Here is a 19627-nt window from a genome sequence, read left to right on the forward strand (position 1 = left end):
GCGGGACCGCCCCCGAAGTCACCGCACCAGCAGGCGGGACGGACGGGCCCATCCGACGGCGACAGCCCACCGGAGGCCCTACACAGGCCGTATGAGACGCAGCCGAGAAGAGACCGCACCCCAGGATCTGCCGGGCGACCTGTGGCACGCCCTGGCCCGGCTCCAGCGCACCCATCCCGAACCCGTGGGCCGGATCGGTCCGCTCGTCAGGCCGGCCGCGCTGGTGTCCTTCGCCCCCGTCACCGACATCGTGCTCTCAGCTCGCATACACGTGTCCGGCGCGGAGACCATGCACGACCTGCACGAGACGATTCGCACGCTGACCCACGGCTCCTCCTGGGACACCCGTTACACCGGCCCTGACGTCGCGCTGGAAGTCACGCTCGGCAAGCGGCAGGAACTCCCGCTGCACGCGTTCCACACTGTCGGCCTCACCCGGCTCTTCCAGAACGCCGTCGGCACTATTGGTGCCCGCAGCACGCCGGGGGGAGGCCGGTGTCTCCACTGCGACGGGACTGGGCTTGCCCGCTCGCTGTGGGAGCCACCTCTGTCAGATGGCCACGACGTCGCGTAGTTCCCGTACAGCGCGCTCGCGGTGGTGCTGGGCGGGGATCGCCTCGAACAGGTCCAGGGCGCGGCGGCGGACCAGGCCGGTGCGGTAGTCGACGGGCAGCGCTGTCAGGGCGGCGATGGTGCGGCGGCACGCCTGCTCGGTGTCGCCGTCGTGATGGGCACAGGCGGCGCCGTCGATGGTCAGCAGGGTGCGCGTCATGGTGCTGGTCGGCGCGGACAGCTCCAGGGCGCGCTGCTGGCTCTCCCGGGCGCGGCCGGTGTCCCCGAGGGTGGTGAAGGCGTGGCTGAGGTGGACGTGATGCTTCTGCTCGCCGTACGTCAGCCACGTGTCCGACCGCTCGGACTCGGGGAGCCGGCTCATGAGGGCGTCGGCTGCGGTGAGCGCGGCGCGGGCCTGTTCGCTCTCGTGGTTGAGGGCGTAGGCGCGGGCGGCGACGGCGGCCGCCAGCACCGCGGCGGCGGTCGGCCGGGAGCCGGCCGCCTGCCGGGCCTGGTCGGCGAGGTCGGCCGCTGCCCTCGGAGCGCCGTAGTTGAGCGGCACCATCGCCTCCCGGGCGAGGACCCACGCGTGCAGCTGCTGGTCGCCGGATTCGGCGGCGGCCCGGGCGGCGGTGGCGAACCAGGCGCGGGACTCCCGGCGGCTGCCCAGGTCGTGCAGGACGATCGCGGTCATCCCGGCCATCTGCCCGGCCGTCCGGCACAGCCGGGCCCGGACGGGTGCGGGCTGAGGGACGGTGAGCAGCGGGCGCAGGGTCGTGAAGTCGGTGACCAGGTCGGCCAGAACACGGGTGGGTGCCTGGCCGTGGTAGCCGTATCCGTAGCTCTCGGCTGCGGCCTCGAGGTCGGCCAGGTCCTGGGGAGCGCCGGGGGAGAGGGTCTGGTCGACGTCGGTCCGGGCGGCGGTGAGCGCGGCGAGGGCCGGAGCGGTGAGGCCGGCGGCCAGCGCGCCACGCAGCAGGTTGCGGCGCTTCATCGGATCTTCTCCATGGTCGGACTCCGTGCTGTGAACGGCGGTGTCCTCCCAGGGTTGCGCAGCCAGCCCCAGGAGGGCACCGGGAATGCGCAGTCCGGCGGCGATTCGCTCGACCGTCGTGAGCGCGGTGACAGCTGTGGTGCCCCGGGCGATCTGGCTGACCCGCTCGGCTTTGAGCGCGCAGGCTTCGGCGATCCGGTTGAAGGAGATCCCCGCGTCGTGGGTCATGGCGAACACCGTGCTGAAGTCCCGCTGGTGCAGGGCCCGGACGAACGCCGGGTCGGTCAGCAGGCGGTGCGGCACTTGGGCGGGTGACGGCGGTAAGTCGTCCACAAGTCCCCCAGAACTCTCGTGGAATGACAGTGCGTCAGCCCAACGACCATACCCACCGTGGGGGCCCCGTCACGGGGTTATCGCCCGCGTGGTCCGCGGCTGTACTGGCGGTGTTCGCGGCCGTGCCGACAGGGCCCGGCCGACCGATCAGGAGGAGGGTCCTCATGCAGAGTCCCGCCACGCCCCCGCCCGCCGTGCCGTCGACGGGCGGCCTGGTCCGCTCCCGTCGGCTGATCGTCGCCGCCCGGGGCCGCAACGCCATCCCCTCGGACGGCGGCGGCACCGGCAAGAGCGACGGCAACGACTGACGATCGGGAGCCCTGACGCGATGACGCACACGTCCATCGCGGCGTGCCTGGGCGAGGACTTCCTCGCCCAGGCACTGCACCGCGAACACCGCCACGCACCCGGCGCCCTCGACGTCGCCGGGATCATGACCTGGGATGGCCTCAACCAGATCCTCGCCGCCCACCGCCTGGAACCGCCCCGGATGCGGCTGTCCCGCGACGGCGAGACGCTGCTGGTCGGCGGCTACACCACCCCGGTCGCCACCCGCCGCCACACGGTCTGGCACCGCCTCCACCCGGCCGAACTGCACACCCGCCTTATCGAGGGCGCCTCCCTCGCCCTGGACAGCATCGACGAACTCCACCCGCCCCTCGCCCGCCTCTGCGAAACGATCGAGCGCGAACTGCGCACCCGCGTGCAGGCGAACCTCTACGCCTCGTGGACCAGCACCGAGGGCTTCGGTGTCCACTGGGACGACCACGACACGATCGTGGTCCAGCTGGACGGCGCGAAGAGGTGGCGGATCTACGGCACCACCCGCCCGTTCCCGCTGTACCGCGACATCGAGGACCCAGGCGAGGCGCCCACCGAGCCGGTCGCCGACCTGGTCCTGTGGCCGGGCGACGTCCTGTACGTGCCGCGCGGCGTGTGGCACGCGGTCTCCGCCGACCGGGGCACCCGCTCGCTGCACGTCACCTGCGGCCTGCAGACCCACACCGCGACCGACCTGATGGCGTGGGTGTCCGAGCAGCTGCTCACGCACGAGGACTGGCGGCGCGACCTGCCGCTGCTCGCCACGCCGGACGTCCAGGCCGACGCCGTGGACGGGATGCGCAAGCGGCTCGCCGAACTGCTGGACGACCCCACGCTGCTCGCCCGCTACCGCAGGTCGATGGACGGGCAGGCCGTCGGCCGGATGGTGCCGAGCCTGCCGTACATCGACACCGTCCCCGCCGACGGCGGTCTGCGGGTGCGGCTGACCACCGCCCGCGCGGTGCTGAACGTCGGCGAGGACACGGTGACGCTGTCCGCCGCCGGCACCGTGTACGAGTTCGCGCCCGAGGCGGAAGCGGTGCTGCGCCCGCTGGTCGACGGCCGGACCATGGACCTGGCCGCGCTCGCCGACACGGCCGGCCTCGCCCTGGAGGACGTCGCCGCCCTGGTCCAGGAGCTCGTTGCCGGGCAGGCCGCGACCGTGGGGAGCCTGCTGTGACAGCACAGCTCGCGCTGGGCACCTACCGGTGCCAGGCGATCCCGGAGGCGGCCGTCCGCGCGGCCGCCTCCGGCGCGCAGTGGATCGACACCGCCCCCAACTACCACGCTGGCCAGGCGCAGACCCTCCTGTCCCCGGTCCTGGCCGCCCACCCGCACATGCGCATCGCCACGAAGACCGGGTTCTTCACCGCGGCCACCGGCGCCGCCGCCGTGAACGACGGCGCCCTCACCGAGGACCAGGTCGCCGCCGGGCACAGCCTCGCCCCCGGCTACGTGCGCTGGCAGACCGGCCGCAACTGCGAGCAGCTCGGGCGTGAGCGGCTGGACCTGGTCCTGCTGCACAACCCCGAGCGCGCCCACCCCGGCGACCGCTTCGGCCTGCAGTGCGCGATCCGGGAGGCCTTCGTCGTCCTGGAGGATGCCGTGGCGGCCGGGCACGTGGACGGGTACGGCATCGCCACGTGGGCGGGCTTGGAGGAGGAGGCGTTCACGGTGGGGGAGTTGCTCGCCCTGGCCGCCGAAGCCGCGGGCGGCCGGCACCACCTGGTCGCGGTCCAGCTGCCGGTCAGCCTGGTAATGATGACGCCGATCGTCCAAGCCCTTAACGGCCGGGGGCCGCTCCCGGCCGCCGCAGGCGCGGGCCTGCGGGTGATGGCCTCCGCGCCGCTGCATGGCGGGGAACTGCCCGCCATGGTCGACCAGGAGCTCGCCGACCTCATCCGTCCGGGCCTGACCTCCGCACAGGCGTGCCTTCTCGCGGTCGCGTCCTGCCCAGGAGTGACGGACGTCCTTCTGGCCGCCTCCGGTGCGCCACACTGGAGGGAAGCGGCTGATGCCGTTGCGCAACCCTCCCTGACCGCCGCCAAGTTGCGGGAGATCACTGGTGTACTCGCCTCCCCCTGACCCGGACACCGAAGAGCGCATGCGCGCCCACCACGCCCACGCCGCGCAGGCCCTGGACGTGCAGACCGAGCCCGGCGGGGAGTTCTGGGGGTGGGCCGGGCGCACCCTGGGCACCCCGGCCCGCACCGCCGCCGGCGCCCCGGCCTGGCTCCGGCTGGTGTCGGCCCCGGAGAACAAAGCGTCGGGGAAGCTGTGGGACGGCGCACTGGACGCACAGCACGCCTTCGGCGACCTCGACGGGCACCGGCCCGCCCTCCTGGGCGTGCACGACGCCTTCGACGACACCACCGCCTACCGGGCGGAGCTGTCGGCCCGCGTCGACCAGCCGGTCCTGTCAGACGATCCGATCCTCCAGCACGCCCTCCAGCTGCCGGACTCCTGGTGGGCCGACCTCGCAGGGACGCTGGAGAAGGTGTCGGTGGTCGCCACCGAGCGTGTTGCCGTACGGCAGCAGTACATGGACCGGGCCATCCCCGAGTTCCTCGGCATCCCGGCCCCGGCCGTGACCTGCTGGACCTCCGCCCACGCCGACCTGCACTGGGCGAACGTCACCGCACCGCTGAAGGTGTTGGACTGGGAGGGCTGGGGGCGAGCTCCAGAGGGGTTCGACGGCGCCACGCTCTACGCCTACTCGCTGCTCCAGCCGGACACCGCCACCCGCGTCCGCGACGCCTTCCCCGTGCTCGGCAGCGCGGCTGGCCTCGCCGCCGAAGCGACCGTGTGCGCCCAGCTGCTCCAGACCGTGGCCCGCGGCGACAACCTGGTCCTCGAAGTCCAGCTCCGCATCTGGGCTGAGGAACTCCGCCACCGCTGAGCAGACCCCCTGCCGTCACGCGGACGTGGCTTTCCTCCCGGATGCGAGGGGAGCCACGGCCGCCGACGCTGGAAGAATGAGGGCCACCGCTACCTGGTCGGGCACCATCGCTTTCGGGATGGTCTCGATTCCGGTCCAGCTCTACGCGGCTACGGAAGAGCACACCGTGCGGCTCCACGAGATCCATACGGCCGACGGCAGCCGTGTCCAGCACCGCCGCTTCTGCGCTGCGGAGGGTCGCGAGATCCCCTATTCCGAGGTCGGGCGCGGTGTCGCCCTCCCGGACGGCCGCATGCTGCCGCTCACCGAGGACGACCTGGCCCGCCTGCCGCTGCCGACCAAGCGCACGATTACGGTGGTGGGCTTCATCGACCCGCACGGCGTGGTCCCGATCAGCTACGACCGGCCGTACTACGTCGCTCCCGCATCACGGGATGGAGGCCGGCCATACGCGCTGCTGGTGGAGGTCCTAGCCCGGACCAAGCTGGTGGCCATGGCCAAGGTCGCGATCCGCAGCCGCGAGCGCAGGGCGGTGGTCCGGCCGTATCGCGGTCTGTTGCTGTTGCAGACGCTGCGATGGGGCGATGAGATCCGTGATCCCGGCGACCTCGCCCACCTGGTTCCCGACGTCCCGCTCAGCGACCGTGAACGGCGGCTGGCGGAGGTGCTGGTGGAGGAGATGATCGGCGTGGACGACAGCGTGGACCACGACGGGTACGCCCTCGCCCTGGAGCAGCTGGTTGACGCCGTCGTCACCGGAAGCGAGCAGGAAGAACCCCCTCAGCCCCCGCCCGCCGTCGACCTGATGTCCGCGCTGCAGCAGAGCGTCGATGAGGCACGGTCCGCGCGGCATCCCACGAAGGCCGACCGGGCCGGGGAGTGATCAGCCCGCCCACCCGATGTCACGGACCTCGATCGCTCCGGCGTGCGGCAGGTACTGAATCCAGCACCGCCGGCCGAACGCCTCCCGGATCTCCTCCACCGAGCCCGGGTCGCGGACATCGGGCCAAGCCCGTGGATCCAGCCGCGCGACCTCCACCAGTGCCATCACCTCCCGCCGGGCCCGGTCGTCGGGCAGCTGCGCCATGACCTCCACCGCGAGTTCCTCCACCACCACGCCGTACCGCATCCCGCACACCCCCGTGTGATCGACTAGGGCAGCAGCGTACGGAGGAACCGACGACCCGGCTCCGGCCTGTGGATAACCCTGTGCTTCGCTCCGGCGGGTGATGCCGTCCCGGGACTCAGTCGATGATGTGCAGTTGGGTGTCGGGGTGGCAGATCGGGCAGGCCGGTACTCCGTCTGCGGTGAGGAGCCGGCGGGCTTCGTCGCGGCCGATCGCGCGGTGCCGTCTGCCGGTCATGCCGCACTGGCCGTCGTGGACCTGGAACGGCTCGCCTTTGTCGTTGGTGAGTTCGACGATCCAGTCCGGGGGCCGGGGCCGGTTGCGCCGTCCGTGCTCCTCTTCCGCCTGTCGCTGCCGGAGCTGGGCGATCTTGCGGTCGATCTGTTCGAGGCACCGGGCCGTCCAGATCCGCAGGGTCTGCAGTCGCTCCAGGTCAGGCGGAAGATCATCGAACACATTTGCGAGTCTATGCCCTCGGATCGCGCCTCGCGCCTCGCGTGTTCGAATAAGTGTTCGGTAATGTCTGGCCTGGGAGGTGGGTGCCGTGAGCGTGAACGGGCATGCCGGTCGGGCGGCGACGGTGATGCATGTGCGCTGTCCGCAGAGGGTGCGGGAGGAGACGTACCGACAGGTCCTGGAGCTGCTCGCGGATCTGTCCGCAGTCGTGCAGGCCCTGCCGCCCGCCGCGGCTCTGGTCGAGCTGAAGGGGGCAGTGCGCTATCACGGGGCCGACGGGCGCCGGCTGGCGGAGGTGGCCCGGTTGCGGTCGGTGGCGCGGCTGGGGGTGGATCTGCAGATCGGGGTCGCGAGCTCCTGGACGGTCGCGGCGACGGCTTCGGCGCAGGCGCCGGTGTCGGGAGGCATCGTGGCGGTGGCCCCGGAGAACACCGTGCAGTGGCTGGGCGTGCTGGAGGTGGAGGCGCTGCACGGGATCGGTCCCCGACACGCAGCAGTGCTGCGCCGGTACGGCATCGACACGGTGGCACGGCTGGCCGCGCTGCCGACGGGGACGGTGCAGCAGATCCTGGGCGCGCGTGCCGGGCGGATCGCCTCGGAGCGGGCCCGCGGCTGGGATCCCCGCCCCGTCACCCCCGCCGCCTTGCCGGTGTCCGCGAGCGTCCGGGCCCGTTTCGAGCGGGACCTGCTGGACGGGGCGGAGGTACGGGCCCGGCTGCTGGAGCTGGTCGTGCGGCTCGGTGTCACGCTGCGCGGCCGGGGCCAGGCCGCCCGAGCTGTCACGCTCACCCTGCACTTCGCGGGCGGTGCGCGGTGGGAGAAGAGCCGCCGTCTGCGGGAGCCGTCCGCGCACGAGGATGACCTGCGCACGGCGGTCTTTCAGCTGATGGATGCGGCCGGTCTCCAGCGCGGGCGGCTGAGGGGGATCGTGCTGAAGGGCGACGATGCGGTCGCGGCCGATGCCGTGGCCGAGCAGCTCAGCCTCGATCCCCGGCGCGAAGCCCGGCTGGTCATGGAGGAGGCGGCCGACCGGGTCCGCGCCAAGTTCGGGCCCCACGCGATCGGCCCGGCCGGCGCCACCCGGCGCGCCTCCTGACCACCCGTGAGGGAACGATGAAGCCTCCAGGCAACCGGCCCCCGGAGGCTTGTCCCTTGCTCCGCAGACCCGTTCAACGAACGAGGCCTGTCGGCGTCACGCCGCGGCGGCCTGCTTCGCCAGCGCCGCGAGCGGGGAGCGCTGGCCCTTCTTGACCGCGCGCGCCCCGACCATGAGCCCGACCACGGGGCCAAACCAGGCACCGCTCACCCCGACCACGGCTGGTCAGCGGGCTACGCCTGCCCGCGCCCGGGCTCGGTCCAGCCGACTCGCTGACCGGGCTCGTGAACGGGGCGCCACACGGGTGCGGAGGGGCCGTGGTGGAGCAGGTCGGCCAGCGGCGCCGCGAGCACGGGGACGTCCCGCAGGAACGGCGCCAGCGGCCTGGCGGCCGCGCGCAGAGCCGTGATCCGGTTCTCGACACCGGCGGGCCCGGTGCCGTCAAGGACGAACAGGATGCGGGGGAAGAGCGGGTAGCGCCGCCGCCAGTCCTCCACCGCCGGTTCCCGGAGGGTCGGCCGGCGTCCCGGGACCACGGGCACGTAGCGGTGGAGGCGTTCGTACGCGGTGAGTTTGGCAGCGAGGCGTTCGGGACCCATGGTGGCCCGGTCGACTTCCACGAACGCCCGCAGCATCGACCCGCCCTCGCCGCCGACGGAACCGCGCCGGTAGTACAGGAGGGCGTCGGGGACGACGGCTTCGCGGTTCCCGATCGGGTGGTGCACTTCGGGGATCCAGTCCAGCGGCTCGCACACATCGCCGCGGCGGCGGGCGTCCTCGAGGAAGACGAGCGCGGTCTCGGTCACCGTCAGCGTGTGGCCAGCCTTCAGCCGCACGGCGGTCGGATCGGACACAGTCCTGGACGGTCGGCGCCCACGCAGCTCGGGCCACTCACAGGCGAGTTGCACGCCGTACGCGGTCGGGAACCACACCCGGGTCCGCCCGGCCTGCGGCAAGGTGATGCGGCCGACCAGCCCCTCCTCCCGCAGCCGGGCCAGCCGCCGCCGCGTCTGCTCGACACGCACCTCGGGCGCGATCACCCGGTGCAGTTGCTCGGTGGTGGCCATCCGGTACTGCGCCAGCACACCCAGCGCCAGCCGGTCCCCGCTGCCCACGTCCACGCCGATCATCACGGACCGCTCGCTTCCCGTCCGGTGCGGCACCGGCCTGCCCGGCGCCGCGCGTCCCGGTCACAGCAGCAGCCGGCCCCGACCAGAGCCCCGACCACGAAGACCCGACCACGGTCACGAAGCGACAACACCCCCGTGGACCAGACCCACATCCCCGCCGACAACCCGTCCGACAACCGCCCGCGCCCTCTGCCGCCCCGTCCGTGAATCCGCAGGTCACCACGCTGACCTTCCCGCGGTCGGGAGGCCGACATCCCCTCTACGCCCCCGAATCCACGCCCCACAGCAGGAAGAAAAGAGAAGTGGGTGGGTGGGACAGGCCCGGGCGGCGGGCGAGGGGATCGGGCGCCGCCGGTGTTCCTCGCGCGCGACGGCGGGGCCGCGCGCGACGACGGGCGGACAAGCCGCCATGACGGCGTCGTGGGGAGCGCAGCGGGTCCTCCGGGCCGGGCCGACTTCAGCACGCGGTCGGATATCCGGCACCACAGCAGCTGCGACGGCCTTCACCCGCTGCGCCACGACGAAGGGGCGGGCTGCCAGCACCGGCAGCCCGCCCCTTCGTCACGACTTCCGCGCGTCAGGCCAACGGCACGCTGCGGTCGGCGTGGACGACCGTCCCGTCGGCCAGCTTCACGTAGGGCCGCATCTGCGCGTACGGGATGCGCTGCTCTCGCTCTACCCGCCGCAGCTCATCGACTCGGACCCAGAACTGCGCGGGAGGGGCGCCGGGGGCGAGTACATGCGGGAGCGGCGTTGCCCAGTTCTCGCCTCGCGTGACGAACATGCGCCGGTCACCGGGGAGCTCGATGCCCCAGCTGGTGATGGCAATCGGTTGGTCTCCGGTGTTGACCGCCTCCACGCTGACGAAATCGTCGCCCAGGTCCTGACTGCCGTCGGGCAGGTCGTAGACCGGGATGGAGTAGGAGACCTTGACGAGGACCCGGGGGCCTATGGGAGCGGGCAGGTAGCTCGCGATGTGGAAGCGGTTCTCCTGCTGGTTGTGGTTTCCGACCTGCAGAGCGGCGGGGCCGTTGAAGGTGTTGCCGACCACGCCCTGTCGGGCCGCGAACGCCTGCTGCTCTGCCACCAGCGCCTGAAGTTCGGTCGCGGCCTGCTGCCGCTCGGAGTTCTCCAGGTTCTCCAGGAGCGACTCGAAACGGGTCTGCCACGATGCCTCCTGGCGAAGGCGCGCCCGCTCCGTCTCGCCGGCGGCATCGGCTTCCTCCAGCGCCTGCGCGGTCCGGTCCAGGCGCTCCAGCTCCGCTCGCTCGCGCTGAGTGTCTCCGCGCCCCAGGAGACGGGCTACGCGTTGCCGCAGACCGGTCCATGCGTCGGTGCCGGCGGCTTGGACGACGGCGGTGCCGCCTGCTCCGGCCACGGCCATGAGTGCTTCGGTGAGCATGTACCAGTCCTTCGAGTCCGGGAACGCTGACCCTCAGGCTGCGGCGCTGAGGCTTGCCACCAGTGTCCCGGGCACCACTGACAACAGGGCCCTGGTCAGCGGTGCCATCCCAGTTCACGAGGCCCCGGCCTCAGCCCCCGAGGGCGTGTGCATACTGCTGGCCATGACGTCCCCGCTCGGCACCCGTGTGTACATGATGACCGTCGCGCTGCTGGTGTGCGTGGTGAGTAGCGGAGCCTGCTTCGGCTTTGTCCTGGACAACTGGTCGGGGGCCGTGGTGGGCGCGACTACCACCGCCCTGGGCGCGGGATTCGGCATGCTCGCCCGCCCCCGGCCCGCGGTGACTTCCGTCCAGGCCGTCAGCGGCGACGGCTATGCGGAAGGGATCGCCGACACGGTCCTGCTGAGCATCGCGATGTACGAGGCCGCGGTCTTCCCGCTGACCTCCGACGGGGCGAGCGATGAGGAACAGGAGGCCCGCCGCACCGTCGCGTACCGGCTCTCCGCCTATGACGGCCTGCCCCGTTCCGTTCGGGTGTCGGCGGCCGCCGCGTTGGAGGCCCTTGACGACGGCCTGGACGCCGAACGTGCTCGGGCCGCGGTGAAGGATCTGTCACTCGCGGTCTACGACTGCCGCGGCAACCGGCACCCGGGTTCCGAGCTTCGCTGATCCGACACAGCCGCTCACATCCCGAACAGGCCCGGTCAATCTGCGCCGTGATGACGTTGATGTCTCCGCCGCCTTCCGCGAACGTGCTGGACTGGCGGCGTCCCGCTGTCCGTCCGGCTGTGGTGGCACCCCTACTGGGAGACCGTCCCCTCGGTGCCGGCGGCGCGCTCCGAGCTGCGGCAGCTGGCCCGCGTCCAGCGGGCCGTCCAGGCGGCGTGACCGCGCCTCGGTCGACCAGGAGCACGGGGTTGCGCCAAGGGTTGCGCCTATCTGTTGCGCTGGAGGTTGCGCCAAGGGTTGCGCAGCCTGCAGGACCGTCCCCGTGTCCGTGCAGGTCACCACGCGGTTTTTCCGTGGTCGGCCCGCTGACATCCCCGTTGCGGCTGCTGAGTGGTGTGAAGGAGGAAGGGACGGGCGGGATGGGCGGTGCGGCCGCGGCCGGGGATCGGGACGCGCTCAGCCGGTTGCGCGTCGCCGGGGCCGCCGCGCCTGTGCCGCCGTCAGCCGCGGCGGTGGAGGCCGGGACGGAAGTCGCCGACGCCTCGGTGCTGTCCTCCCGGCGTCGAGCCCCATCAAGGGGCGGCGGGATGGGTAACCCTGTCGCTGAACGTCAAGCGTATTGCCACACTCTGTTACTCGGTGGTGTACTTGGCCGCCTTGGATGATCTAGGGGGTGTGGGTGCGAGCCACAGGGTCGTCAGCCAGTTCTGTGTCGCCTTACGGGTGCCTGACTCATCGGAACGCCGATGTCTGCAGCGCCGGCTGACGGCGGACGCCGAAGTCGGCGCGGCTTCGCCTACCAAGACGCGGTGACGCTTCTGGACTGCCTCGACATGCATGAGGGCATGTGGACTCAGGTCTCCTGGGAGGACCTGGAAGACATCGTCTGTAGAAACGGTGACGCGCCCGCGTACCGTCAGGTGAAGACCATCGAAGAAGCCGGCAAGCGGCACAGTGTCGCCAACGTGTGTACACCGGACATTCCGAAGAAGCCAGAGACGAGCTACTTGGGAAAGCTCTTCCTCGGGAAACCTCTCCCACCCGAGACTCGGTTCACCTTCATCGTCAACGAGAGTCCGCAGGCCGACTTCCATGCGTTCGTCGTCGATCGCGGACAGCAGCGTGGGCCTGTCCCGTCGAAGATTCGTGACGACATCATTGTTCGGCTCAAAGGCGTGGGTCTTCCCGATGCCCGCGACATCGGCTGGTGCGTCGACCGTCTAGAGGTCCTTGTTGAGGGCCGCACGATCGAGCAGGTTGAGGACAGGGCCCTACGTCGGCTCGGACCGATCGTGACGAAGGTTCTGGGGGAGCCGCCCTTGACCACTGACATCGAAGACGTCCTGGTCTGGCTCGGAGTTCGCATCGCACGCGACGCGCTTGCTCCAGTGCCACGCAAAGTGCGCCCCAGCGACTTCCAAGACATGCTCCACGAAGCGATCACACGGGCCACCGGGCGTAGGCCGGACGGAAGCACTGCGCCTCTCACGAAGCTCACTGACAAGCTCGCGGTCGCCGGAATCCCGGCAGACGAGGCGGTAGGGCACCTGGACAACGCGCTGAAGTACCGTCGGGCCTGGCGTGCCAGCCTCGGTCCAGCCCGCGAGGCGATGGACGCCTTCGCCGACGAAGTCCACGCCATCTGCTCACGCGTCATGGCAGAACGACGCGCCGGACGCATCCCCGCCGGCTCAGAGGCATACTTCGAGACCCTGACCCGCGTAGAAGGCCTCCCCGCGGTGAGTAGCGGCACCGTGTCCCTCGCCCGAGCTCACGCCGTCCTTGCGGACATCACCGCCCGCTGTCAGAACCGGTACGCCGATGCTTCATAACATCGGCGCGAGTGCCGTCCCGCCGCCTCACCGGCCATGGGACCCCGACGACTCGCCAGACTTTCACGCCTCGCGGCTACTGCTCCTGGTTGCCGAGTGCGGCAGCGCCCCCGGTCCTCATATCGCCGGCCGTACCAAGCTCGCGAAGCTCGACTTCTTCCTGCGCTACCCGGCTTTCCTCGAGCGAGCGCACACGGAACTAGCCGACACCCTGAGGGGACAGGGCGCTTTTCGTGCATCGATGCCCGAGGAAGTAGAGGCTCCGATGATCCGGTACCGGTTCGGCCCCTGGGACCCTCGCTACCGCCAGTTTCTGGCCTTCCTCATGGCCCGCGGTCTCATCACCATCACCTCCAGTCACAGACCAGAGCGCGTCCGCTTGACCTCGGGCGGAAAGCGAGCGGCCGCAGCACTGGCAGACATGGACGAATTCCAGCCCATCGTCACTCGATGCCGCGCCATGAAGGACAACCTGGCGCAGTGGTCCGGGACCGACCTGAAGAACCTTGTCTACCAACTCTTCCCCGAGGAAGTGGCGGACCTCGCCTACAACCAGGAGATCAGGCCATGACGACGCCCCCGACACCCTCCCGCAAAGGGCTGAGAGTCGAGTCGGTCACGCTGGTGCACATGTCGGGCGAGATGGACACGTACGCGTTCAACACCGTCGGCCTCAGCGTTCTGTCTGGCGTCAGGAACAGCTCGAAGACCACCACGCTCAAGGCCATCGACTACTGTCTGGGCAACCGGGACAGCCCGACCAAGGCCCTCAAGGCGGCCGTAGCCGACGAGTACGTAGAGGTCAGCATCGAACTGACCCTAGACGGCGCTCCAACGGAGATCCGGCGCAGCCTCCAGTACGGGCGCCAGAACAAGGTCGTACTGGACGGCGACGAATTCCCTGTCGGCGAGTTCTCCGACCGCATCCTGCACAAGCTTGGCTGGCCGATCCTTAATATTCCCAAAGGCATCCAGGCCACCACCGCCACCGAGCTCACACCTCTGACGTTCCGCAGCGTGCTGCGCCACATCTACCGCAACGAGGACTCGTGGACTCAGTTCGCTGACCAGGAACAAGACTTTCTGAGGCGAGCCGTCATCAGCTACCTCTTGGGCTTCGCCCCGACCAGGTACAGCAACCACGACTTCGAGGTTGCGGCAGCACAACGCCGACTCGCACAGGCGCAGGCGGCCGAACGAGAGGTGCATGACAGCACAGACCGAGCCGTCGCAGCCGTCTGCGAGAACCTGCAGCTGCCCACACCCAGGAGCGAACAGCAGGTCAACTCCATCAGAACCGACTTGCGGGCCGAGCTCGACGCGGTTGTCAGGCAACGTTCCCAGCTGACCAGCGAAGTGGAGCAGCTTGTTGCCGGACGACGCCAAGAAGGCGATGCCGGGGCAGTGAGCCATGGCTACGACGCCACCCTGTCGCAGCAGTACGAGCAGGCGACCCAGAACCTCACGAGCACCGCCGAGACCGTCGCCGGCCTCGAGCAGGTCCTGACTGCCCACATGCAGTCCCACAACACGGTCCGGGCAGAGATCGCCCGCATGGAACGCCTTCTAGCCTCCGTCGACATCTTCGACAGCCTGCCGGTGCGCCTGTGTCCTGCCTGCGAGCAGAAGATCGACATCCATCGCGATCACCCAGAGGGCACCTGCTACGTATGCACCCAGCCAGTGACAGAGGACCAGCGCAGACGACGCGGAGAACTGGAGAAGCGGTCCCTGGCCGCAGAGGCCGACGACCTCCAGGAAGTCATCGCCCGAACCAGCCGCGACCTCGACCAAGCAAAAGCCGACCACCGGCACGCCCAGAGCACCCATCAAGACATCGCCAGGCAGCTGAACGTCGACCGGGCCGCCCGCCTCGCACCGTTCATGGCCAGACTCGAAGAGATGGCCGCCCAGACCGCCGCCCTGGAACAAAAACTCATGGCGCTGCCCGCCATCGAGCAGATGCTCACCCGCAAGACTGCCGCCACGCAGACGAGCCAGGCGGCCCAAGACAGATTGAACCGACTGAAGCAGCAACTCGATGAAACCCCCACCACAGGGAGAACTACCATCGACCGCTGCGCCCTGTTCGCTGACCGGATGAACGAATTCCTCAACCGCCACCGCGATGATGTCTGGGTGGCAGGGAATGTGATGATCAGCGAGGACGACCTAACCTTCTACGTCGGGACCCGCCCCTGGAATCATGTTCTCGGGGCCGAGGCCCGAGTGCTGTTCTTCCTCGCCTACAGCAGGGCCCTGCTGTTCCTGGCCAGGGATCTTGGGGAAGACTGCCCGTACCCGGGACTCCTCATGCTCGACAACCCCTTCCAGCAGGGAATCGCAAGCGACGTCGTTCACGAAGTTCTCCGTGACATTGCCGATGCCGCCCAAGCCACAGGCGCACAGGTGATCTCCACGCAGGCTGTACCAGTACCACGCCTTTCCCCTGGCATCGAACAGATCATTATGCCGAACACCTACATCGGTGAACCCGAGAGCTGACGGCCACATCTGGACAAGGAGGGGCAGGCCGCGGCGCTCCACGACCGGCTTCCTCTTGCTATGTCTTACGCCCACTCCACGCCCAGCTCCCGCAGCGCGGCCAGCTGGTCCTGGGCGAGCTTGTCGCGCCTCGATTTGGTGTTCGAGACCCACACGCCCAGTTTCACGGCCACCGGCTCCGCCTCGCCGTCGACCGCGATCTCTTCGCTGTGGCTCCTCGGCACCGGCCGGTCCGAGCCCTCCCGTTCCACCCACTGCGCGAGGGCCGTCAGGCCTCGCTGAAACGCCTGCTGCGCCTTGCCGTGGCTCTTCGTCGCACCCCTAGGGGCCGGGGCGGGAGACGGTGCCTCAGCGGGCGTGACGCCCAGACGGGACAGCCGCTCCTGCTGTTCGATGGAGAGCTGCGCCCAGGTGCCCGGGTGCTTCTGCCGCTCCAGCCACTTGCCCAGGTCGTCGCCCTCGAACAGCACGCCCGGCTGGATGGCCGGCAGGACGCCGTCGGCGTCGACCAGGTCCGCGAGCACCCGGTAGTGCCGCTGCCAGTCCAGCGGCCACGGGCAGTCCCAGTCCGGGTCGACCGCCGCCAGCTGCTGCGCGCGCTCCGCTGCCCGGGCCGGGTCCTTTCCGAGGCCGCCCTTGCGCCGGAGATTGGCGACATGCTGCCCGACCGGCACCATCGCTTCGCCCTCGCCCCAGACCGCGTCCTGGCGCGGGGCAAGGTGCCCGGTGGCCTGCCGGTACGACCGCAGCGCGGCGAGCTTGGTCTCCCACGCCTCTTCGCCCGGCTCCCACACCATCCCGGCCTCGGGCGCGTCCAGCAGCTCCTTGCGCCGCTCCTCCAGCTCCCCGGCCCGCAACGCCTTCCGCTGCTGATGGACCCAGCGCCCAAGCGGAAAATCTTTCGTCACCCCCACTTCGACCTCAACGTCGTAGGGAACGGCGTACACACCGGTGATTTCGTTCTCGGCCCGCCAGCGGAGCAGGGCCTGGTAGCCCTCCAGCCACACCAGCGACTCCGGCCGGTACACGCGGGTGCGCAGGAATGCGGCGATGGTCGCCGCGTCCCGGGGGGTGCTGAAGTGGAGCAGGGCTGATTCGGCGGCGGCCTGGGTGTCGTCGTGCTCCTGGTCCTCGCCGTCACCCGTGCCGTCGGCGCCGACGATCCGGCCTTCCTCATCGCGCTGAACGTGCACCTTGCGCTTCCCGCTGGTGAGCGCGCGGGAGGCGAGCTGCTCGACGAGTCGTTCATCATGACTGCGGAGCCCTTGAAGGATCGCGACAAGGGGGCGGAACGAGGCGGAGGCGACCATGTCGTTCGGGTCCTCGTTCGGCTCCAGGAAGATCGGCACGATGATCCTGGCAATTTTCGTGCTGCCGTCGCGGTTCAGCCTCAATGCGCGGCCGATGTTCTGCACGATCTCGACCTGGGAGCCGCGGGTGTCGGCGAAGCAGATGGCTTCTACTCCGCGCTCGCCTGTGATGTCGACGCCTTCTCCGAGGACCCGTACGGAGGCGAGGAACGCCCTGTGTACGCGCCGGTTGTTGGCGTTGATGCCGTTGGCGAACTGGCGGATCTTCTCGCGCCGTTCGGCGACGGTGTGGTCGCCGCACAGCCACGCCGACCACACCCGGTCCGGGGGGACGTGGCGGCCGGCCTCCAGGCCGTAGAACTCCGCGTCGATCGACGACTTGGGCAGTGTCGTCTCCGCCGTGACCATGGTCTCGTCATCGGTGTCGGTGAGGTACAGCTCGGCAGCGGTCTTCGGCAGCGCCTCCGCGAAAGCCGCGGCCTCCTCCACCTTCTGATGGAAGGTCATGACCGTACACAGGTTGTACGCCGCGGCGTGCTCCAGGAGGGCGGTCTGCAGCAGGGCCAGGCGCCGGCCGCGCTGAGCGTCCTCGGACTCCCCGAGGACGGGGGAGGGGTCGCGGATCTCCAGGACGTCGATCTCGAACCCCGCGAGGATTTCGCGCTCGATCGCCTCGCTCAGCCCGAGTTCGGCCAGCCACGACCCGTAGGTGCCGTCCGGGTCGTCGGCCATGCTCGCGATCTCCAGCTCCTGGCCGTCCGCGCCCTTCTGCGGGCGGGCCGCGGCGAGGATGCGCGGGGTCGCGGTCAGGTAGAGCCGGAAGTCGGCGGGGATGCGGGCGTTGTCGTGGATCGCCGCCCACGGCCTGCCAAGATCACCCGCCGTACCATGGGCTTCGTCCACGATGGCGAGCGAAAAACCGTCCATGCGCTGGCCGTACAGGCGCTCTCCGCCCGCCAGAGCGGCCTCCAGAGGCCCGCGAACCTTCCCCTGGCCCATCGGGTCGTCGAAGTCCTCGCGGTCCACGAGAGAGGCGTACGTGGCGAATACGATGACCGGCCCGTGGGCGGCCCACAGGGCGAGCTGGATCGGGTTGGTGGTGGTGCGCACCCCCAGCTCTTCCAGCACCGGGTCGTTGTCCAGCGAGCACACCGCGACCATGGGGGAGCGGTGACCGACCGCGCGCCACGCTTGGGCGGTCTGCACGAGCAGGTCCAGGGTCGGCACGGTCACGAGGATCCGGCCCTCGGGGAAGCACTCCAGCGCGCACGCAGAGGCCATGATCGTTTTGCCTGACCCGGTTGCTGACACGATCGTGCCACGGGCGCCCTGAGGGGGCACGGATGACCTTGCAGGGAATCCGACCCACTTACGGAAACTCGACTTCTGGTCGATCTGGTGTTTCTTGAGTGGAATCCTGCTCATCGCCCGTCCTCCTCTCCCGTGTCGTACAGCCAGCTGTTCTGAAGCCTTTCCAGCGCGGTTTCCTCCTGGCCCTGCTTCGTCCAGATCCCTTCGAGCCAGAGCGGGGTCGTCTCGATCCTCTCGCACAGCGCGAAGCAGCCGGGCAGGTCGATCATCACGACCTCGCCCGCGAACATGCCGTCGGGCCCGTAGCGCTGCCAGAGCCGCTCCAGCCGTGCCCGGCGCTCGTGCAGGTACGTGTCCAGGGTCTGCGGGTAGGCGTCCCGCTCCGCCATGCGCACGGTCCGCAGGGCGATGCCGACGACCTCCTGGGCCGACTCCTGGTCCCACTGGTCGGAGCTGGTGCAGGTCACGGCCGCGTAGTGCTGTCCGCAGATGTCCAGGACGCGCTCGACAAGTTCCGCCGGTGCCTCGCCGCCCTCTGCTTCGCGGGAAGGCCGGCCTTCGCTCACCGGCGACGGAACGGACTGGTCACCGGCGCGGACGGCCGCTTCCAGGTTCAGGCCGTAGTGGTCCAAGTAGGCCAGGAGGAACAGGGCCAGGGCGCGGCCGGGGTCGCTGGCGTGCTCGATGTAGGGCTGTTCGCTGGTCCAGCCGAACGTGGCCTGGTGGGGCCTTGGGTGTACGCCGGGGGTATGCGGGTCGGGAAAGGTGACGGCGCGGGTGAAGAAGTCGTCCAGGCGGCTGACCAAGTCCGCGTCCGGGGCCTCCGGCTCGCGACCGCGCACGGTGGCGGTGGCGTTCTCCAGGATGGTGGTCAGGTACCGCCGGCGGGCTTCTTCCTGCTGCCGGAGCTCGCTGGACGGGCTCTCCTCCACCACCTCCACCACGCGGTACATGCCCTGGTCCCCGTACAGACTGTCGGGCTTCTCCAGCGCCTTCCGGACCTTCGTGAGGGCCTCCTCGACCGACCGCCCATAGGCGTAGTTCGTCAGCCGGACAGCGCCCGGGTGCTCCGGATCGGTCCGCTGCGCCACGATGCGGTAGCGGATCAGCTCAGGGTCCGGGGCCACGCCGCTCGCGCGCGCCTGACGCTCCTGGTGCGCCTGTAGCCAGCGCTGTACGTCCGGGTCGCTGTCAGGGGAGTAGGACTGCCAGCAGTCCTCGGTCATGAGGGTCCAGATGCGCTTCAGCTCGTTGCGCCGGACCGCTGCCAGCTGGTCCTCCGTGCTGAACGGTTGGGGCTGGTCCTCTCGATTCTCCAGGCCGCCAGCGGCCACCCAGAGTTCGTGAATCTGCTCCACCGTCATTCCGGTAACCTCACGGTGAATTTCCTTCCGCGCCTCAAAGCGCCTTTCGAAGCCCAGCGAATTCAATGAGTCCTCGCTTCCCGCGTCCCGCCCGGGTTGGTTGGGGGGTGTCTCGTGTTTCCGCCAACGGTACATGCTGCATCAACCTGATGCAGCTGCTATCCTGAAACCCGACACGAACGAGGGACACCCCCACCCTCACAACCAGCCCGGCCCGCGACAGCGGGCCCCAAGGTTCGGGAGGCGAAGCCGGACGGACCGTCAGGCGGGGGAGCGCAGCGGACCCGCCCCCGGGAGTGCGAAGCACTCCCCAACTCCCCTACAG

18 protein-coding genes are annotated in these 19627 nt (G+C 70.1%); 11 read left to right on the forward strand and 7 right to left on the reverse strand.

What is annotated here, in order from left to right:
* Positions 1-91: 91 nt before the first annotated feature.
* Complete coding sequence (locus ACFZDK_RS49490) at positions 92-574, forward strand: hypothetical protein (RefSeq protein ID WP_390984199.1); 483 nt, start codon at positions 92-94, stop codon at positions 572-574.
* Here ACFZDK_RS49490 and ACFZDK_RS49495 read toward each other — a convergent pair.
* On the reverse strand, positions 551-1849 hold the full coding sequence (locus tag ACFZDK_RS49495) for a hypothetical protein (protein ID WP_390984201.1): 1299 nt from the start codon (positions 1847-1849) through the stop codon (positions 551-553). The two genes, ACFZDK_RS49490 and ACFZDK_RS49495, sit on opposite strands and share 24 nt — an antisense overlap.
* A gap of 194 nt (positions 1850-2043) precedes the next feature.
* Between ACFZDK_RS49495 and ACFZDK_RS49500 the strand changes: the two genes are divergently transcribed.
* The 5 genes from ACFZDK_RS49500 to ACFZDK_RS49520 all read left to right on the forward strand — a co-directional run bounded on the left by ACFZDK_RS49500 (position 2044) and on the right by ACFZDK_RS49520 (position 5982).
* Positions 2044-2187 carry a hypothetical protein gene (locus tag ACFZDK_RS49500; RefSeq protein ID WP_167357511.1) on the forward strand — a complete coding sequence of 48 codons (144 nt, stop codon included), beginning with the start codon at positions 2044-2046 and terminating at the stop codon, positions 2185-2187.
* A 20-nt stretch (positions 2188-2207) separates the two neighbouring features.
* Complete coding sequence (locus ACFZDK_RS49505) at positions 2208-3380, forward strand: JmjC domain-containing protein (RefSeq protein ID WP_390984206.1); 1173 nt, start codon at positions 2208-2210, stop codon at positions 3378-3380.
* On the forward strand, positions 3377-4285 hold the full coding sequence (locus ACFZDK_RS49510; RefSeq protein ID WP_390984209.1) for an aldo/keto reductase: 909 nt from the start codon (positions 3377-3379) through the stop codon (positions 4283-4285). The genes ACFZDK_RS49505 and ACFZDK_RS49510 overlap by 4 nt, the downstream gene beginning before the upstream one ends.
* Positions 4286-4304: 19 nt before the next feature.
* Complete coding sequence (locus tag ACFZDK_RS49515; protein WP_390984211.1) at positions 4305-5099, forward strand: hypothetical protein; 795 nt, start codon at positions 4305-4307, stop codon at positions 5097-5099.
* Positions 5100-5175: 76 nt separating this feature from the next.
* A complete protein-coding gene (locus tag ACFZDK_RS49520) occupies positions 5176-5982 on the forward strand; it encodes a Ku protein (protein WP_390984214.1) in 807 nt (268 codons plus the stop codon).
* On the opposite strand, the gene ACFZDK_RS49525 is transcribed toward ACFZDK_RS49520, so the two are convergent.
* Both ACFZDK_RS49525 and ACFZDK_RS49530 read right to left on the reverse strand, forming a co-directional pair.
* Positions 5983-6228: a hypothetical protein gene (locus ACFZDK_RS49525; RefSeq protein WP_390984217.1), complete on the reverse strand. Its 246-nt coding sequence runs from the start codon at positions 6226-6228 to the stop codon at positions 5983-5985.
* A 115-nt stretch (positions 6229-6343) separates the two neighbouring features.
* Positions 6344-6682, reverse strand: a complete 339-nt coding sequence (locus ACFZDK_RS49530; RefSeq protein WP_390984220.1) for a DUF6233 domain-containing protein — start codon at positions 6680-6682, stop codon at positions 6344-6346.
* A gap of 88 nt (positions 6683-6770) precedes the next feature.
* On the opposite strand from ACFZDK_RS49530, the gene ACFZDK_RS49535 reads away from it, so the two are divergent.
* Positions 6771-7778: a hypothetical protein gene (locus ACFZDK_RS49535; protein ID WP_390984223.1), complete on the forward strand. Its 1008-nt coding sequence runs from the start codon at positions 6771-6773 to the stop codon at positions 7776-7778.
* Positions 7779-8011: 233 nt separating this feature from the next.
* Here the strand turns inward: ACFZDK_RS49535 and ACFZDK_RS49540 are convergent, their stop codons facing one another.
* Positions 8012-8908, reverse strand: coding sequence for a replication-relaxation family protein (locus ACFZDK_RS49540; protein WP_390984256.1), 897 nt, complete (start codon positions 8906-8908; stop codon positions 8012-8014).
* Between the two features lie 577 nt (positions 8909-9485).
* Entirely contained in the window at positions 9486-10310 is an 825-nt protein-coding gene (locus tag ACFZDK_RS49545; RefSeq protein ID WP_390984226.1) for a hypothetical protein, read from the reverse strand.
* 163 nt (positions 10311-10473) lie between these two features.
* Between ACFZDK_RS49545 and ACFZDK_RS49550 the strand changes: the two genes are divergently transcribed.
* The 4 genes from ACFZDK_RS49550 (at position 10474) to ACFZDK_RS49565 (ending at position 15317) form a co-directional block, all read left to right on the forward strand.
* Entirely contained in the window at positions 10474-10980 is a 507-nt protein-coding gene (locus ACFZDK_RS49550; protein ID WP_390984229.1) for a hypothetical protein, read from the forward strand.
* Positions 10981-11726: 746 nt separating this feature from the next.
* On the forward strand, positions 11727-12812 hold the full coding sequence (locus ACFZDK_RS49555; protein ID WP_390984232.1) for a dsDNA nuclease domain-containing protein: 1086 nt from the start codon (positions 11727-11729) through the stop codon (positions 12810-12812).
* Positions 12802-13383 carry a hypothetical protein gene (locus tag ACFZDK_RS49560; RefSeq protein WP_390984235.1) on the forward strand — a complete coding sequence of 194 codons (582 nt, stop codon included), beginning with the start codon at positions 12802-12804 and terminating at the stop codon, positions 13381-13383. The genes ACFZDK_RS49555 and ACFZDK_RS49560 overlap by 11 nt, the downstream gene beginning before the upstream one ends.
* Positions 13380-15317 (forward strand): hypothetical protein, encoded by a 1938-nt coding sequence (locus ACFZDK_RS49565; RefSeq protein WP_390984238.1) that lies wholly within the window; start codon positions 13380-13382, stop codon positions 15315-15317. The genes ACFZDK_RS49560 and ACFZDK_RS49565 overlap by 4 nt, the downstream gene beginning before the upstream one ends.
* 65 nt (positions 15318-15382) lie before the next feature.
* On the opposite strand, the gene ACFZDK_RS49570 is transcribed toward ACFZDK_RS49565, so the two are convergent.
* A complete protein-coding gene (locus ACFZDK_RS49570) occupies positions 15383-18052 on the reverse strand; it encodes a Helicase associated domain protein (protein WP_390984241.1) in 2670 nt (889 codons plus the stop codon).
* Positions 18049-19302 carry a hypothetical protein gene (locus ACFZDK_RS49575; RefSeq protein ID WP_390984244.1) on the reverse strand — a complete coding sequence of 418 codons (1254 nt, stop codon included), beginning with the start codon at positions 19300-19302 and terminating at the stop codon, positions 18049-18051. Before ACFZDK_RS49575 ends, ACFZDK_RS49570 begins: the two co-directional genes overlap by 4 nt.
* Between the last annotated feature and the right edge of the window lie 325 nt (positions 19303-19627).

Source organism: Streptomyces sp. NPDC007901 (assembly GCF_042959465.1).
Classification (GTDB): domain Bacteria; phylum Actinomycetota; class Actinomycetes; order Streptomycetales; family Streptomycetaceae; genus Streptomyces.

Coding starts and splice junctions, on each gene's coding strand:
- ACFZDK_RS49545 (WP_390984226.1), bottom strand. CDS start 10,310: ATGCTCACCGAAGCACTCATGGCCGTGGCCGGAGCAGGCGGCACCGCC.
- ACFZDK_RS49520 (WP_390984214.1), top strand. CDS start 5,176: ATGAGGGCCACCGCTACCTGGTCGGGCACCATCGCTTTCGGGATGGTC.
- ACFZDK_RS49505 (WP_390984206.1), top strand. CDS start 2,208: ATGACGCACACGTCCATCGCGGCGTGCCTGGGCGAGGACTTCCTCGCC.
- ACFZDK_RS49575 (WP_390984244.1), bottom strand. CDS start 19,302: ATGACGGTGGAGCAGATTCACGAACTCTGGGTGGCCGCTGGCGGCCTG.
- ACFZDK_RS49500 (WP_167357511.1), top strand. CDS start 2,044: ATGCAGAGTCCCGCCACGCCCCCGCCCGCCGTGCCGTCGACGGGCGGC.
- ACFZDK_RS49560 (WP_390984235.1), top strand. CDS start 12,802: ATGCTTCATAACATCGGCGCGAGTGCCGTCCCGCCGCCTCACCGGCCA.
- ACFZDK_RS49515 (WP_390984211.1), top strand. CDS start 4,305: ATGCGCGCCCACCACGCCCACGCCGCGCAGGCCCTGGACGTGCAGACC.
- ACFZDK_RS49490 (WP_390984199.1), top strand. CDS start 92: ATGAGACGCAGCCGAGAAGAGACCGCACCCCAGGATCTGCCGGGCGAC.
- ACFZDK_RS49565 (WP_390984238.1), top strand. CDS start 13,380: ATGACGACGCCCCCGACACCCTCCCGCAAAGGGCTGAGAGTCGAGTCG.
- ACFZDK_RS49550 (WP_390984229.1), top strand. CDS start 10,474: ATGACGTCCCCGCTCGGCACCCGTGTGTACATGATGACCGTCGCGCTG.
- ACFZDK_RS49555 (WP_390984232.1), top strand. CDS start 11,727: ATGTCTGCAGCGCCGGCTGACGGCGGACGCCGAAGTCGGCGCGGCTTC.
- ACFZDK_RS49525 (WP_390984217.1), bottom strand. CDS start 6,228: ATGCGGTACGGCGTGGTGGTGGAGGAACTCGCGGTGGAGGTCATGGCG.
- ACFZDK_RS49540 (WP_390984256.1), bottom strand. CDS start 8,908: ATGATCGGCGTGGACGTGGGCAGCGGGGACCGGCTGGCGCTGGGTGTG.
- ACFZDK_RS49570 (WP_390984241.1), bottom strand. CDS start 18,052: ATGAGCAGGATTCCACTCAAGAAACACCAGATCGACCAGAAGTCGAGT.